Origin of the sequence: Streptomyces sp. NPDC049585 (assembly GCF_040675615.1) — a bacterium.
In the GTDB taxonomy this organism is placed as follows: Bacteria; Actinomycetota; Actinomycetes; order Streptomycetales; family Streptomycetaceae; genus Streptomyces; species Streptomyces luteosporeus.
Window position 1 is genome coordinate 40,986 of record NZ_JBFAPE010000009.1, and the last position, 14,113, is coordinate 55,098.

At 73.5% G+C, this 14,113-nt stretch carries 14 protein-coding genes and 1 tRNA gene; 7 read left to right on the forward strand and 8 right to left on the reverse strand.

Features of this window, described 5'->3' with window-relative positions; translation table 11 throughout:
- Nucleotides 1-52: 52 nt before the first annotated feature.
- On the reverse strand, nucleotides 53-2,068 hold the full coding sequence (locus AB0K17_RS12965) for a restriction endonuclease (protein ID WP_365982993.1): 2,016 nt from the start codon (nucleotides 2,066-2,068) through the stop codon (nucleotides 53-55).
- A gap of 182 nt (nucleotides 2,069-2,250) precedes the next feature.
- Between AB0K17_RS12965 and AB0K17_RS12970 the strand changes: the two genes are divergently transcribed.
- The 3 genes from AB0K17_RS12970 (at nucleotide 2,251) to AB0K17_RS12980 (ending at nucleotide 4,640) form a co-directional block, all read left to right on the forward strand.
- Nucleotides 2,251-3,633, forward strand: coding sequence for an FAD-binding oxidoreductase (locus AB0K17_RS12970; RefSeq protein ID WP_365982994.1), 1,383 nt, complete (start codon nucleotides 2,251-2,253; stop codon nucleotides 3,631-3,633).
- Between the two features lie 87 nt (nucleotides 3,634-3,720).
- Complete coding sequence (locus AB0K17_RS12975; RefSeq protein WP_365982995.1) at nucleotides 3,721-4,119, forward strand: ATP-binding protein; 399 nt, start codon at nucleotides 3,721-3,723, stop codon at nucleotides 4,117-4,119.
- A 92-nt stretch (nucleotides 4,120-4,211) separates the two neighbouring features.
- The gene (locus tag AB0K17_RS12980; RefSeq protein WP_365982996.1) at nucleotides 4,212-4,640 is read left to right on the forward strand and encodes a nuclear transport factor 2 family protein; all 429 of its coding nucleotides are present in this window, start codon (nucleotides 4,212-4,214) and stop codon (nucleotides 4,638-4,640) included.
- Between the two features lie 53 nt (nucleotides 4,641-4,693).
- Here the strand turns inward: AB0K17_RS12980 and AB0K17_RS12985 are convergent.
- Nucleotides 4,694-4,766 (reverse strand) — tRNA-Arg (locus tag AB0K17_RS12985).
- Nucleotides 4,767-4,844: 78 nt separating this feature from the next.
- The gene (locus tag AB0K17_RS12990) at nucleotides 4,845-6,134 is read right to left on the reverse strand and encodes a M6 family metalloprotease domain-containing protein (protein ID WP_365982997.1); all 1,290 of its coding nucleotides are present in this window, start codon (nucleotides 6,132-6,134) and stop codon (nucleotides 4,845-4,847) included.
- A 174-nt stretch (nucleotides 6,135-6,308) separates the two neighbouring features.
- Here AB0K17_RS12990 and AB0K17_RS12995 point away from each other — a divergent pair, with 174 nt between their 5' ends.
- Both AB0K17_RS12995 and AB0K17_RS13000 read left to right on the forward strand, forming a co-directional pair.
- The gene (locus AB0K17_RS12995; protein WP_365982998.1) at nucleotides 6,309-6,962 is read left to right on the forward strand and encodes a helix-turn-helix domain-containing protein; all 654 of its coding nucleotides are present in this window, start codon (nucleotides 6,309-6,311) and stop codon (nucleotides 6,960-6,962) included.
- 155 nt (nucleotides 6,963-7,117) lie between these two features.
- Nucleotides 7,118-8,623, forward strand: coding sequence for an MFS transporter (locus AB0K17_RS13000; protein ID WP_365965598.1), 1,506 nt, complete (start codon nucleotides 7,118-7,120; stop codon nucleotides 8,621-8,623).
- Between the two features lie 180 nt (nucleotides 8,624-8,803).
- On the opposite strand, the gene AB0K17_RS13005 is transcribed toward AB0K17_RS13000, so the two are convergent.
- A complete protein-coding gene (locus tag AB0K17_RS13005) occupies nucleotides 8,804-9,319 on the reverse strand; it encodes a MarR family transcriptional regulator (RefSeq protein ID WP_365965597.1) in 516 nt (171 codons plus the stop codon).
- A 110-nt stretch (nucleotides 9,320-9,429) separates the two neighbouring features.
- Between AB0K17_RS13005 and AB0K17_RS13010 the strand changes: the two genes are divergently transcribed.
- Entirely contained in the window at nucleotides 9,430-10,197 is a 768-nt protein-coding gene (locus AB0K17_RS13010) for a class III extradiol ring-cleavage dioxygenase (protein WP_365965596.1), read from the forward strand.
- Nucleotides 10,198-10,219: 22 nt separating this feature from the next.
- Here the strand turns inward: AB0K17_RS13010 and AB0K17_RS13015 are convergent, their stop codons facing one another.
- Both AB0K17_RS13015 and AB0K17_RS13020 read right to left on the reverse strand, forming a co-directional pair.
- Nucleotides 10,220-11,257 (reverse strand): questin oxidase family protein, encoded by a 1,038-nt coding sequence (locus AB0K17_RS13015; RefSeq protein WP_365982999.1) that lies wholly within the window; start codon nucleotides 11,255-11,257, stop codon nucleotides 10,220-10,222.
- Nucleotides 11,258-11,379: 122 nt separating this feature from the next.
- Nucleotides 11,380-11,799, reverse strand: coding sequence for a hypothetical protein (locus tag AB0K17_RS13020; RefSeq protein ID WP_365983000.1), 420 nt, complete (start codon nucleotides 11,797-11,799; stop codon nucleotides 11,380-11,382).
- A gap of 513 nt (nucleotides 11,800-12,312) precedes the next feature.
- Here AB0K17_RS13020 and AB0K17_RS13025 point away from each other — a divergent pair.
- Complete coding sequence (locus AB0K17_RS13025) at nucleotides 12,313-13,317, forward strand: sigma-70 family RNA polymerase sigma factor (RefSeq protein ID WP_365965593.1); 1,005 nt, start codon at nucleotides 12,313-12,315, stop codon at nucleotides 13,315-13,317.
- A 124-nt stretch (nucleotides 13,318-13,441) separates the two neighbouring features.
- On the opposite strand, the gene AB0K17_RS13030 is transcribed toward AB0K17_RS13025, so the two are convergent.
- On the reverse strand, nucleotides 13,442-13,879 hold the full coding sequence (locus AB0K17_RS13030) for a lasso peptide biosynthesis B2 protein (protein WP_365983001.1): 438 nt from the start codon (nucleotides 13,877-13,879) through the stop codon (nucleotides 13,442-13,444).
- Entirely contained in the window at nucleotides 13,876-14,109 is a 234-nt protein-coding gene (locus AB0K17_RS13035; RefSeq protein ID WP_365965591.1) for a lasso peptide biosynthesis PqqD family chaperone, read from the reverse strand. Before AB0K17_RS13035 ends, AB0K17_RS13030 begins: the two co-directional genes overlap by 4 nt.
- Nucleotides 14,110-14,113 lie beyond the last annotated feature (4 nt).

Consider the following 14,113-nt stretch of genomic DNA (forward strand, 5'->3'; position numbering starts at 1 on the left):
CCGCCACCGACAGCCGGTGGCGGATCAAGGAACCCGCGGGACGCGGGGCAGGTCAGACCACGTCCATACCGAAGTCGAGCACCAGCGCCTCCAGCCCGCCCGGGTACCCCTTGCCGCCGACCACGAAGTCCCAGTCGCCGCCCGGCCGCCGGCGGAACGAGCCGAGGACGAGCGCGGTCTCGCCGGGCCGCCCGTCGGAGACCTCCAGCTGCCCGAGCTCGGTGCCCAAGGCGTCGGTCAGCCGGATCCGGGCGTCGGTGAAGAGCGCGAGATCGGCGTCCGGGTCGACCTCCGGGTCGATCGCGGCGGCGAGCACGAGCCGGTCGGCGGCCTGAGGCAGCTCCTCGAAGCGGACGTGCAGGGCCGCCTTGTCGCCGCCGGACGGCGGGGCGGAGCGGACCACTCCGTCGGGGGTGCGCGGGTTGTTGAAGAAGACGAAGTGGTCGTCGCTCAGGACGCGCGAGCCGCTGCAGACCAGGGCGCACACGTCGAGGGCCACGCCACCGGACCACGACAGGCCGAGCACGCTGTGCGCCGGCGCCGGCCCGGCGTCGGGCTCCGGCTCCCGCCGCGGCGCCCCGCCCCCCAGCCGGCCGCGCAGGCCGTGCTGGGCGAGCAGGGCCACGAGCTCCTCGCCGGAGATCAGCGTCAGCGGCTTGCCGCCGGCGAAGGCGTGCGAGCCGGGGCCGAACTTCGACGTCGTCACGAGGACGCCCTTGTTGGCGCCGGCCGCCTGCACGGTGCCGTACAGATCGCGTACGGCGGTCGGGGGCACGGTCTTGCGGTACCGCTTGACCTGCACGATGATCCGCCCGCCGCTGATCGGGTCGGGGTCCAGGGCCTCGACGTCCACGCCGCCGTCGTTCGAGCGGCTCGTCATCACCGCGCGCATCCCGCGGGCCCGGAACAGCTCGGCGACCAGCGCCTCGAACTCGACGGGATCCATCTCGAACAGGTCCGGGTCGTCCCCGCCGCCGTGGGAGACCACCGAACGCCCCACGTCCGCCGGCAGCCGCCCGGGCCGCACCGCGGCCAGCTGGTCGGGCCGGGCCGACACCTGCCCGCCCAGCCCGCCCGTCACGCACTCCACCGCGTCGACCTGCTGCAGGTTCATGGCGGCGAAGACGTCGCGGTCGGCGGTGACCGTCGCCAGGTGGATATGGGCGGGCCGCCCGGTGGCCGGATCGTGCTCGTCGACGAAGCCGTTGCAGACCACCGACTGCAGCGCCCCGAAGGCGTCCGCCGCGAACAGCTCGCGCACCGCCAGCAGCACACACTGGGCCACCACGTCGCGGTAGACCGAGCGCCGCTGGCCGGCCGGGCGGGCGGTCTCCTTCTCCTCGTCGCTCGCGGCCACGTACCGCACGGCCTTCGCGGCCGGGACGACGTCGAAGCCCGGCAGCTCCCAGTCCAGCACCAGCTGACGGGCGCCGGGGTCGTAGGCGGCGGATATCTGGTGCGGGAACTCCTCCGGCCAGGCGGCCGAGGCGTACAGCGCGGCGGAGAAGTACTCCACGACCGCGTCCGGATCGCCCGCGCGCAGCGCCGCCTCCATCTCGGCGACACCCGCGTTGTGCCGGCGTATCTCCGCCAGAGTGGTGGCCGCCCACTGGTCGTACTGCTGCCGGTAGGCCGCCAGTTGCTGCTGGCGCTGCGTCTCTGCGGCCTGCGCGGCGTACCAGTCGCGCTCGAAGCGCTCGCGCGCACCGAAGCCCCCGTACTGGCCGGCGTCCGGCATCGGCACCGGCCGGGCCAGGTGCCCCGGACTGAACGGCTCCAGCTGCTCCGGGCGCTGCAGGCCCGCCACCGTGAAGCCCGGCGCGCGGCACCCCGCGGCCAGCAGCCCCTCCAGCTCGGCGACGCGCGCCTCGATCTCCTCCGTCCGGCGCCGCGCCTCGGCCTCCCGGGCCTGCCGGTACGCCTGGCGCTGCTCCCGGTCGTGCCGGGCCGCCGCCCGCGTCGCCTCCCGCTGCGCCTGCACCTCGGCCCGGTGCCGGGCCTCCTGCTGTCGCTGCTGCTGCCGCTGTGCCTCGGCCCAGACCCCGAGCAGCCCACCGCGCCGACTCATCCGGTTCCCTCCCCGCCCCTGACAGGTCAACTTTAGTGGGCGGGGGAGGGCGAAAAGATCACCTGTGTGAGGGATTCGGGGTGGGCGGGCCGGTCGGCGCCGAGCGCGGTCGCGCCCCTCGTACCGCGGTGCCACGCTGGAGGGGGATGGGCCCGCCGGGCGCGCACGGCTGGGGAAACATCATGGACAGGGCGACTTTCGACGAGATGCGGACCGCGCTGCGGGGGCCCGTGACCGGGCCCGGCGACGAGGACTACGACCGGGCGCGCGCTGTGTACAACGCGATGATCGACAAACGGCCCGGCGCGATCGTGCGGTGCCGGGATGCGCAGGACGTCGCCGCCGCGGTGGGGTTCGCGCGTGAGCACGACGTGGAGATCGCCGTGCGCGGGGGCGGGCACAGCGGGCCCGGACTGGGCCTGGTCGACGGCGGGATGACGATCGACCTCTCGCCCATGGACTCGGTGCACGCCGATCCGGACGCCGCAGTCGTCCGCGCCGGTGGCGGAGTGCAGCTCGGCGACCTCGACCGTGCCACGCACGCCGTCGGGGCGGCCACCCCCGCCGGCATCGTCTCCACGACCGGGATCGGCGGCCTGGCCCTGGGCGGCGGCCACGGGTACCTCACCCGCCGGTACGGGCTGACCGTCGACAGCCTGCTGGGCGCGGACGTCGTCCTCGCCGACGGCACCCAGGTCACCGCCGGGCCCGCCGACCACCCCGACCTGTACTGGGCCCTGCGCGGCGGGGGCGGTAACTTCGGCGTCGTCACCTCCTTCACCTTCCGGATGCACCCCGTGCACACCGTGGGCGTTGCCCTCACCCTGTGGCCGGTGGAGCGCACGGCCGAAGTGCTCGACTGGTACCGCGGGTTCATGCCGCGGGCGCCGCAGGAGATGTACGGGTTCTTCGCCGTACTCGCCGTACCGCCTGCCCCGCCCTTCCCGCAGGAGATCCACGGGAAGAAGATGTGCGGCGTGGTGTGGTGCCACACCGGTGACGACGCGGACGGCGGCGCCCGGGACCTGCTCGACGCCGCGGAGGGGGCCGGGCGGCCCGTCTTCGCCTTCGCCGCCCCCATGCCGTACCCGGCGCTGCAGGGCATGTTCGACGAACTCCTGCCGCCCGGTCTGCAGTGGTACTGGCGCGGGGACTTCTTCGACACGCTGCGGGACGCCGCCCTGGAGGTGGAGCAGAAGTACGCCGAGGCCATCCCCACCGGGCTGTCGACCATGCACCTGTACCCCGTCGATGCGGCGGCGCACTGCGTCCCGCGCGGGGAGACCGCATGGAGCTACCGCGACGCCGTGTGGTCCGGGGTGTACGCCGGCATCGACCCCGACCCCCTCAACGCCGGCGTCATCAAGCGGTGGTGCGTCGACTTCTGGAACGAGATGCACCCCTACTCCATGGGCGGGGCGTACGTGAACTTCGTCGGCGCCGACGAGGGCACGGACCGCGTCCGGGCCACCTACCGCGACCACTACGACCGGCTGGCCCGCGTCAAGCGGACCTACGACCCGGACAACGTCTTCCACGTCAACCAGAACATCGAACCGTCCTGAAGGCCGCGACCGTCGTGTCCGCGGTCGTGGCCCGCTCGTTCTCGTCGCAGGAGCCCATTTCGTCCCGTTGATCCTGGGGAGTCCCCGATGCGACGAGTCCTCGCGGCGGCCGGCCTGGCCGCGTCCACCCTGACCATGGCGGCAGCCGGCCCTGCCGCCGCCCTGCCCCGGGTGCCGGACGTGGCCGGGCTGGGCGTGACGGTGGACACGGCGGCGCAGCGGGCGACGGCCGTCGCCGGCGACGCCGGCGGCAGGGCCGTCCGCCGCACCGTCCCCGCGGCGGGCCGCACGGGCGGCACCGCCGTCCGCACGACGACCGCCGCGGCCCGCCGCCTGGCCCGGGAGGCCACCGGTTCGGCGAGCGACATCCTGGGCGAGACCTCCACCTCCGCGACCCACGCCGGCCTCCCGGCCGGCGGCCTCCCGACGAGGGGCCTGCCCCGCGTGGAGCGCCTCCCGGCGGTGGGCATCACGGGCCTGGGCTGATCGGCGCAGCTAATCAAGTTTGACGAGCTGCCTCTGCGGGCATACCCTCGCCGCTCGCAGTGCTCATCAAATTTGACTAGTGAGGGAATCGCATGACCGTCCTGCCCGACACCGGATACACGCCCACCGCCGAGGACCGCGCCAGCCTGGACGCCTGGTTCGCCGACTACGACGCTCGAAGCGCCGAGCGCGACATCGAACGGATGGCCGACATGGCGGTCTTCCCCCTCAACCTCGTCAGCGACGACTCCGCCGGCAACGGCCGCACCGCCCAATGGGACCGCGAGCAGTTCGTCACCACGATGAAGCACGTGATGGGAGATGGCCCCGAGGACATCACCTTCGAGTCCGCCCGCACCCCCGTCTTCCTCGCACCGTCCATGGCCGTGGTCTTCACGGACTGCACGATGACGACGGGCGAGCACACCCGGCAGCTGCGCTACGCCGACATCCTGGTCAGGCGGAACGGCACCTGGGCCTTCCAGACGATGCTCCAGAGCGGCTGGGGCGACAACCTCTGAAGCCCCCGAACGCCGAAGGCCCCGGACCGCATACGGTCCGAGGCCTTCACCGGTGCCCCCGGGCAGATTCGAACTGCCGACACCCGCTTTAGGAGAGCGGTGCTCTATCCCCTGAGCTACGGAGGCGTGAGCGCTGGACGCCGGGTGGGCGTCGGGGCTCGACGGACAGGTTAGCGGATCGGGGCGGGGCAGGTCAGGGGGCTGTCAGGCGGGGGAGGGGTGGGGTGGCCGGCGGGTGATGCGGACGTGCCAGGTGCCGGCATGGTCCTGGGAGAGGATCTCGACCGTGATGCCGGGGGCCGTGAAGCGCTGGCCGGTGCGGAAGGCGGCGTCGGTCAGGGCGGGGCTCACGTTGGGGTCGGTGGTCAGGCAGCCGCGGCTGCCGGGGGTGGCGTCGGCGGCGCGGACGGGGGCGGCGCCGGAGGGGAGGGCGGTGTCGACGGTGGTGATGAGGACGCCGGGGCGGCAGACGGCGTGGTCCAGGCGGCCCGGGGCGCGGGCCTCCAGGGTCAGGGCGCGGGTGGGGGAGAGGGGGACGACGGCGAGTTTGGGGCCGCCCCTGCGGGAGGTGGGGGTCAGGGCGACGGTGCGGCGGCCGGGCCGGGCCAGGCAGTGGACCTGGGTGGGGGCGAGCCAGCCGAGCTTCCACTTGTGCCAGGCGAGGAAGTCGTTGGAGGGGCCCCAGTCCTCCTCCATCGGGTCCCAGTGGCCGACGGGGGTGCGCGGGGCGCGGCGGCCGGTGCCGGCGTAGAGGTCGGGCAGGCCGAAGCTGTGGGCGTTCTCGTGGGTCAGGACGCGGTAGGGGCTGTCGCCGGTCTGCCGGCTCCAGATGAAGGAGACGTTGCGGATGGCCGTGCCGTCGCGGGTGGCCAGGCCCGTGGCGGTGCCGGCGAAGGTCACCGAGCGCACGTCCTGGACGGCGGGCGGTCCCGCCTCGGGGACGGCGAGGACGTTGATCAGGTCGTAGCGGCGGAAGTCGACGGCGTCGTCGGCGGCGTCGACGATCTCCTTGGCGAGGGCGTGGTAGCCGTCGTCGCGGTTGGGGTCGAAGGGGGTGCCGCGGGTGATGCCGTACGCGCGGTACGGCCGTGACATGCGGATCCAGCGCAGCACCGGGGTGGAGCGGTAGTCCAGCCGGCCGTAGGAGCTGGTGCGGTAGTGGTCGGCGACGGCCGGGAAGAACTCGGCGTACCGCCGGCGCGGGGAGGTGCGGGCGGGCACGTCGGGGAAGTCGATGAGGAAGGTGACGGCCCGCACCGTGCCGCTGGAGGGCGCGAAGCCGCGGGGGGTGCGGGCGCCTTCCGAGACGTGCCGGGTGACGGTGGGCAGGGCGCAGGGGCCGGTGGGCGGGCGGCCGCGGGGCAGGGCGGAGGTGGCCGCGGGGAGCGCGGCCGGGGCGGGCAGGGCGGGCGCGCCGCGGTGCGCGGGCGGCGGTGCGGGCGCGGTGAGCGCCCCGACCGTCGCCGCCAGGACGACCATCACCAGGGGCTTCATGCGTCCACCCTGAGCACGCCGCGCCGCGGTGCGCCCTTCGGGCTGCGGCAGACGGGCGCGGTCCGATGGTGTGATGTACGCCACTCGCCGCGGCGAAATATCCGGGGAGCTTCTCCCCGTTTAAGTGAGCGTTCCTCCCAAACGGGGAGGCACTCCCCGGAAGGAACCTCGCCCATGGACCGGCAGCCGCGCCTGCGCGCCGACGCCCTGCGCAATCGCGAGCGGATCGTCGCTGCGGCCCGAGAGGCGCTGGTCGAACACGGGGCCGAGACCTCCCTCGATGAAATCGCTCGACGGGCCGGGGTCGGCAATGCCACCCTGTACCGGCACTTCGCGGACCGCCGCGAGCTGATCCACCATGTCACCCTCTCCGTCATGGCCCGCATCGCCGACCGGGCCGAGGCGGCGCAAGCGGAGGAGCCCGATGCTTTCCAGGCGCTGAGGCGTTTCGTCCATGCCGCGGCGGACGAGCGGATCGGTGCGCTCTGCCCGCTGCTCGCCGAGGGCATCGACAAGGGCCATCCCGAACAGATCGAAGTGCGCGACCGGTTGGAGAGCGCCGTGGAGGCGCTGCTGTCCGCCGCCCGCGCCACGGGTCAGCTGCGGGGGGACGTCGCCATCGGCGACCTGATGGTGGCCATCACCCAGCTCACCAGACCGCTGCCGGACACCGGGTGCGTGAACTTCGACCGGTTCGTCCACCGCCACCTGCAGCTGCTCCTGGACGGCCTGATGGCACCGGCCCGCTCCGAACTTCCCGGCACCGCCGCGACCTTGGACGACCTGCGTCGCGCGAGCCGGTCCACCGCCTGCGGCACGCCGGTGTGACGGCGGCCGCGCCCGCCGTACCGACCAGCGCGTAACCCGCAACCCGCAATCCGTAACGCGCAACACACAACGCGCAACACATAACGCACGCACCGTTTTTGCACGACGCTTCGCACCACCCCACCGGATCACCACCGTCAGATAGGCCCCACCTCATGCCCGACCTCATGAAGCAACCCGACCCGAACCGCTGGAAAGCGCTGATATTCATCGCCCTGGCGCAGCTGATGGTCGTCCTCGACGCGACGATCGTGAACATCGCGCTGCCGTCCGCCCAGGCCGACCTCCACATCTCCGACGGCAACCGGCAGTGGGTCATCACCGCCTACGCCCTCGCGTTCGGCGGACTGCTGCTGTTCGGCGGCCGGATCTCCGACCTGTGGGGCCGCAAGCGCGCGTTCGTCACCGGCCTGATCGGCTTCGCGGCCGCCTCCGCGCTCGGTGGCGCCGCCGTCAACTCCGCCATGCTGCTGGGCGCCCGCGCCCTGCAGGGCGTCTTCGGCGCCATGCTCGCCCCGGCGGCGCTGTCGCTGCTCGCCGTGCTCTTCACCGAGGCGAAGGAGCGCGCCAAGGCGTTCGGCGTCTTCGGTGCCATCGCGGGTGCCGGTGGTGGTGTCGGTCTGATCCTCGGCGGTCTGTTCACCGAGTACCTCAACTGGCGCTGGACGTTCTTCGTGAACATCCCCTTCGCCGTCGTCGCCGCCGTCGGTGCGATCAGCGTCGTCCGTGAGCCCGCGGAGGGCCGCAACCCCTCGAAGCTGGACATCCCCGGTGTCATCCTGGCCACGCTCGGCCTGGTCTCCCTGGTCTACGGCTTCACGCGCGCCGAGTCCGACGGCTGGACCGCGGGCATGACCATCGGCCTGTTCGTCGCGGCGGCCGTGCTGCTGGGCGCCTTCCTGGTCGTCGAGCGCACGGTGAAGGCCCCGCTGATGCCGCTGCGCGTGCTGACCGACCGCAACCGCGGTGGTGTCTACATCTCCCTGGGCCTGGCCGCCATCGCGATGTTCGGCCTGTTCCTGTTCCTGACCTACTACCTGCAGGTCGTCCGCGGCTACTCGCCGGTCAAGACCGGTCTGTCGTTCCTGCCGATGATCGCCATGATGATCACCGGTTCCACGCAGATCGGCACGCGCCTGATGACCCGCGTCCCGGCGCGCTGGCTGATGGGCCCCGGCTTCCTGCTGGCGGCGGCCGGCATGACCCTGCTGACCCAGATCGACCTGGACACCTCCTACGCGGCGGTGATCCTGCCCGGTCTGATGATGATGGGTCTGGGCATGGGCACCGCCTTCATGCCCGCGATGAGCCTGGCCACCCACGGCGTGCAGCCGCGGGACGCGGGCGTCGCCTCGGCCATGGTCAACACCTCGCAGCAGGTCGGCGGCGCCATCGGCACCGCGCTGCTCAACACCATCGCGGCCAGCGCCACCACGGACTACTTCAAGTCCCACATGGCGGGCGCCACGAACCAGAAGGTCCTCACCTTCCAGTCGATGGTCCACGGCTACGCCACCGCCGTGTGGTGGGCGGTCGGCATCCTCACGCTGTCCGCGCTCGTCGCCATGGGCTTCGTCAACGCCCGTCAGAACGGCGGCCCCGCCGCCTCCTCGGCGGACGGCGAGCCGGTCGAGGACGCGGTTCCGGTGATGGCGCACTGACCCGGCGGCGCACCGACCCGACGGTGCCGGCGCTGTGACAGTGCCGGCGCCCTGACGGTGCCGACCCGACGCCTGACGGTGCCGACCTGGCGATGGACATCGGCAAGGCTCGGCAAGATCTGACGAAGGCCCCCTCCCGCACGGGAGGGGGCCTTCGGCGTTCGCGCGGGGCCTGCCGTCTCAGCGCAGCCAGGGCACGTCACCGCCGGCCGGTTCGAGGCCGGTGGCGATGATGCGGCAGATCTCGCCGAAGTGCGCCGCCTGGTCGGGCGTGAGCCGGTCGAAGATCGCCGCCCGGACGGCGTCGACGTGCCCGGGTGCGGAGGCGCTCAGCATCGCGAAGCCCTCGTCCGTCAGGACCGCCAGCTGTCCGCGTTTGTCGGAGGGGCACTCCTCGCGCCGCACCCAGCCGTTCTTCTCCAGCCGGGCGACGGCGTGCGAGAGCCGGGAGCGGGTGATCTTGGCGTGCTGGGCGAGCTCGGTCATGCGCATCCGCCGGCGGGGCGCCTCGGAGAGCTGGACGAGCAGGCCGTAGTAGACGTGCGGCATGCCGGCGTCGCGCTGCAGCTGTCTGTCGAGATAGTCCTCCAGCAGCGTGGAGGCGTGCTGGTAGGCCCGCCACGTCTCCTGTTCCGCGTCGGTGAGCCAGCGGGGCTCGGCGGCGGCCTCCGGGGCCGCTGGGGGTCGCTTGGTCATGACATCCACTGTTTCACTCGCCGGTGCATGGTCTACGATCGCAGAGTAGAGCTTGAAATTTCAAGCAATCTTGGACTCCGCGCCGCCACCCCTCCCTCGGATGGTCCCCCATGCGTATGCCCGCCCTCTACCTCTCCCATGGCGCGCCGCCCCTCGCCGACGACGCGCTGTGGCCCGGCCAGCTCGCCGCCTGGGCCCGCGACCTGCCCCGGCCGACCGCCGTCCTGATGGTCTCCGCCCACTGGGAGGAGGCCCCGCTCGCGCTCGGCGCGACGACCACCGTGCCGCTGGTGTACGACTTCTGGGGCTTCCCGGAGCACTACTACCGCGTGCAGTACGCCGCCCCCGGCGCCCCGGAGCTCGCCGAGCGGGTGCGCAGGACGCTGCGGCGCGCCGGGACGCCCGTACAGGACCTGCCCGGGCGCGGGCTGGACCACGGTGCGTACGTGCCGCTGGTCGAGATGTACCCCGACGCCGACGTGCCCGTGCTGCAGATGTCGCTGCCCACCCTCGACCCCGAGCGGCTGCTGGAGACCGGGCGACGCCTGGCGCCGCTGCGCGACGAGGGCGTGCTGATCGTCGGCAGCGGCTTCTTCACCCACAACCTGGCCGCCCTGCGGCACACCGGGCCGCAGCCGCCCGCCTGGTCGGCCGAGTTCGACGCGTGGGGGCGCGAGGCGCTGGCCGCCGGGGACGCCGACGCCCTGCTGGACTTCGCGCACAAGGCCCCCGCCGCCGCCCTCGCCCACCCGCGCACCGAGCACTTCGCCCCGCTCTTCGTCGCCATGGGGGCGGCGGGCGACGACCTGGGGGCCCAGCGCAGCGTCATCGACGGCTTCTGGATGGGCCTGGCCAAGCGCTCCGTGCAGTTCGGGTGAGCGCGCCCTTCGAACAAGCGCCTCAGCCGGCCGGTTCGATCAGCTCGCAGGCCCGGGCCACGGCCGCCAGGGCGGCCGGGCCGCCGGTGTCCAGGGCCGTGTCGGCGAGCTTGATGGCGTGGGCGTCGCCGTGCAGCGCGGCCTGCTCGAAGGCCTCGTCGAGCGTGGCCCGGCCGGGCGGTACGGCCTCCGCGGGCCGGGCCGGCGCATAGGCGGCGGTCACGGCGGCGCTCGCCTCCCACGCGGCGGCCAGGCTCGGGACCCACAGCTCGCGCGGCAGCGCGGGCAGGGTCCGCAGGACCGCGTTGGGCGCCGTGGCGGCGTGCACCAGCATCACCGGGCCGCCCTGGGCGTGGAGCGGGTAGCGGGCGACACTGGCCTCCACCAGCGCCGTCAGCGTCTCCCGAGCCTCCTCCGGGCCCGTTGGGCGGCGCAGGGTGCTCGCGGCCACGGGCCAGCCGGCGGTGGCGGGCAGCTGGGCGAAGCGGGCGCGGATGCCGCCGCGCGGGTCGGACAGGGACGGTACGGCCGCCAGCGCCTCCTCCGGACCCGCTGTGCCCGCCAGAGTGGTGGGTGCGGCGAGCGGCTGGTGGCGGGCGGCCCAGTAGCCGAGCGCGTGGCCCAGCTCGGCGGTGCGCGGCGCGCTGTCGCCGTCGGCGAGCAGGGTGCGTACGGCGTGACCGGTGCGGATGACGGGGTGGGTGGAGCCGCCGGTGATGCCGGGCAGCAGCCGCGGCCACCACTCGGCGAGCACGTCCCGCCAGGGGCGTTCGGCCACCTCGCGGGTGAAGTGGGCGATCCAGTCGCCGAGATGCGCGGGGTCACCGAGCAGTTCGGGCCAATTGTTCGCGTCGATCGGTGTGTTCGTGCCGGGAAGTTCCTCGGTGCGGTGGCGGTAGGCGTCCAGCCAGCGGTGCACCAGGCGGGCGTGCCCGTGGCGGACGAGCGCCTCCACCGTCATCGGCGCGTGGTTGGTGAGCCAGCCCTCGAACTCCGGGCCCGTACCGTGCACGCGTTCCAGTGCTTCGTCGAGCGTTCCGCTCGTGTCCGTGTCGGCCATGATCCGCACGCTATGCGGAGCAGGGGCGCCCGCGGAACGGTCGTAGGACGTACGTCCCACGGGCGCCGGGCGTACGACTTCCGTGCCGGTGCGCGCCGTTGGGTGCCCGTGCGCGCCGCCGTTCAGTGCTCGTGCACGTAGAAGACGTAGTACGCCGTCAGGCCCATGCCGATCCCGAGGGTCAGGCCGATCCCGGCGGAGCGCAGCACCGAGCCCCCGCCGAGGTTGTGCAGGAAGCCCATGCAGATGCCGAACAGTGCGCCGAAGGCCGCCGCCCGCACCTCGGTGATCAGGCGGTCCCGCCCCCGCACCAGCGCGTAGCCCACGGCGAAGGAGACGACCGCGGCCACCAGGCCCAGCAACCAGCCGCCGGCCTCGGAGAAGCCGTTCTCGTGGGAGATGAAGACGACGTACAGGCCGTAGACGAAGGCGGCGACGGCCGGCACCGCCCACGTGGCCCGGGATCCCGGGTGGGCGCCGCGCGGGACCGGCCCGGGGCCCTCGTGCGCGTGCCGCCCGGGCAGCATCGTATGCGTCGACATGACGGGCTCCTCTCGCTCGCATCCCCGTCCCACCAGCGCACACCCGGCCTCGGGGGCGGGCAACTCGATCAGCCGGCGGGCCGCGGCGGCGCGCAACCACCGGGCGGCCGGGGGCGTCCTTGGGGGCGAGGAGCGGCCACGGGGGACGCTCCTCGCGGAGCACGAACGGGGCAGGGCCGTGGCGCCTACGGGCACGGACGGGCATGAACGGGACGGCCGCCGGCGTCGTACACGGGTGAGGCGGATGTGACGGCCGTCTCACCTGCCGGGGCCGCGGGGGCCGGCGGGAACGCCGAGCCGATCGCGCACACCCACCCTGACCTGCGTTTCCCCATGGCGCAGGGACGCCGCCCGGGTGGGCGGGGCGACAGGGTACTGCATGATCCACAAAAAAAGACGTCTCTGGGGAATTCTGTCCTGTTTCCGTCCGTTCTTTTACTTCGGACGGGGCACCCGCACCAGGGTCCGGTTCCCCGGTCCCGCCCGCGACCGTCTCATCGCAAGGGAGTACGCATGGCAACCCGTGCCGTCGCCCGTCGTCAGGCCACCACTCCGGTGCCGGACGAGGCAAGCAGTGTTCGCGCCGCAGGCGGAGAGATCGCCGATCGCGACCTGGTCGGCATGTACCTCGACGAGATCGCGCGGACGCCCCTGCTCGACGCCGCCAAGGAGGTCGAGCTCTCACAGACCATCGAGGCGGGCGTCTACGCCCAGCAGATACTCGACGGCCTGGAGGAGGGCGGCGCGAAGGCCGCCGGGGCCACGCGCGAGGAGCTGGAGGCGATCGCCGCCGAGGGCGCTCGCGCCAAGGACGTCTTCATCAAGTCCAACCTGCGCCTGGTCGTCGCCGTCGCCCGCCGCTACCCGCGCAGCGGTCTGCCCCTGCTCGACCTGATCCAGGAGGGCAACGCCGGCCTGGTGCGGGCAGTGGAGAAGTTCGACTACACCAAGGGCTTCAAGTTCTCGACGTACGCCACGTGGTGGATCCGGCAGGCCATCACCCGGTCGATCGCCGACCAGTCCCGCACGATCCGGCTGCCCGTGCACCTCGTCGAGGAGCTCGGCCGGATCCGCCGGGTCCAGCGCGAGTTCAACCGGGAGCACGGCCGCGAGCCCGAGCACGCCGAGATCGCCGTCGAGCTCGACACCACGCCCGAGCGCGTCGGTGACGTGCTGGACTGGGCCCGCGACCCGGTGAGCCTGAACATGTCCGTCGACGACGAGGGCGAGACGCAGTTCGGCGACCTGCTGGAGGACACCTCCGCCATCTCGCCGGAGCAGTCCGTGATCGCACTGCTGCGCAGCGAGGAGCTCGAAGGCCTCATCGGTCGCCTCGACGAGCGCACCGCATCGATCATCAAGGCGCGCTACGGCATCGAGGACGGGCGCGAGCGCACCCTGACCGAGGTCGGCAAGCAGCACGGCCTGACCCGCGAGCGCATCCGCCAGATCGAGAAGCACGCCCTGCTGGAGCTGAAGAAGATGGCCCACGACACCGGCTTCGACGCCGCGGCCTGATTCACCACTGCCCGTCGCGCCGCTGCCGCGCAACAATGGACGTGAAGGCACCGCCGCACAACGACACACCTGCACAGACCGGGTCCCGGCGCTTCCCTCCCCCCTTGCGCCGGGGCCCTTGCCGTCACCGGCGGCCGGCCTTCCGGCGTGGCCGGGCGGCGACGATCATCAGCCGGTGGTAGTAGCCCACCGCATGCGGCTCGCCCACCGGTCGGCCGGCCACCTCCACCCACGCATGCGCGCGGAACGGGCTCGTCCGCACCCCGGTGCACCAGTCCGGCCACACCCCCCGCAACCGGCACAGCAGCACCGTGGCCACCGAACGCTGCAGACAGCCCTCGCCCGCGCAGCGCGCGCTCACCCCGACGACCGCCTGCCGCGCCGCCAGCGCCTGCTCCGCCGTCGCCGGCGCCGCACCGCGCCGTACGAACGACAGCACCCGGCGGATGCCCCGCGGGCGCAGCAACACCAGCAGCCGGGCGGCGCCCGTGGCCGCCAGCGCGGCCGGCCGGACGCGCAGCGGCACCGGGGACCGGGCGGCCGGGGCCATCGACTGGCTCACCGCGTCACCACCAGCCGTGCCGCGTGCAGCGAGGCGATCAGGGCCGCCACATCGGTGGCGGCCCGCTCCGCGCCGAGCCCCGGATGGCGCTCGCCCAGCCCGCGGGCCGCCTCCCGCAGGCCGCTCCCGGCCAGCAGGGCCCGCAGGACGAACGCCCCGGTGCTGTTGAGCTGCCAGTACCGGCCGGTGGCCTCGTCCAGCAGGACCATTCCGTCGTCGGTGTCCGTCACGGAC

Bases quoted from the DNA above. Each gene is read 5' to 3' on its own strand.
- AB0K17_RS12965 (WP_365982993.1), bottom strand. From the start codon at position 2,068: ATGAGTCGGCGCGGTGGGCTGCTCGGGGTCTGGGCCGAGGCACAGCGG.
- AB0K17_RS12970 (WP_365982994.1), top strand. From the start codon at position 2,251: ATGGACAGGGCGACTTTCGACGAGATGCGGACCGCGCTGCGGGGGCCC.
- AB0K17_RS12975 (WP_365982995.1), top strand. From the start codon at position 3,721: ATGCGACGAGTCCTCGCGGCGGCCGGCCTGGCCGCGTCCACCCTGACC.
- AB0K17_RS12980 (WP_365982996.1), top strand. From the start codon at position 4,212: ATGACCGTCCTGCCCGACACCGGATACACGCCCACCGCCGAGGACCGC.
- AB0K17_RS12990 (WP_365982997.1), bottom strand. From the start codon at position 6,134: ATGAAGCCCCTGGTGATGGTCGTCCTGGCGGCGACGGTCGGGGCGCTC.
- AB0K17_RS12995 (WP_365982998.1), top strand. From the start codon at position 6,309: ATGGACCGGCAGCCGCGCCTGCGCGCCGACGCCCTGCGCAATCGCGAG.
- AB0K17_RS13000 (WP_365965598.1), top strand. From the start codon at position 7,118: ATGCCCGACCTCATGAAGCAACCCGACCCGAACCGCTGGAAAGCGCTG.
- AB0K17_RS13005 (WP_365965597.1), bottom strand. From the start codon at position 9,319: ATGACCAAGCGACCCCCAGCGGCCCCGGAGGCCGCCGCCGAGCCCCGC.
- AB0K17_RS13010 (WP_365965596.1), top strand. From the start codon at position 9,430: ATGCGTATGCCCGCCCTCTACCTCTCCCATGGCGCGCCGCCCCTCGCC.
- AB0K17_RS13015 (WP_365982999.1), bottom strand. From the start codon at position 11,257: ATGGCCGACACGGACACGAGCGGAACGCTCGACGAAGCACTGGAACGC.
- AB0K17_RS13020 (WP_365983000.1), bottom strand. From the start codon at position 11,799: ATGTCGACGCATACGATGCTGCCCGGGCGGCACGCGCACGAGGGCCCC.
- AB0K17_RS13025 (WP_365965593.1), top strand. From the start codon at position 12,313: ATGGCAACCCGTGCCGTCGCCCGTCGTCAGGCCACCACTCCGGTGCCG.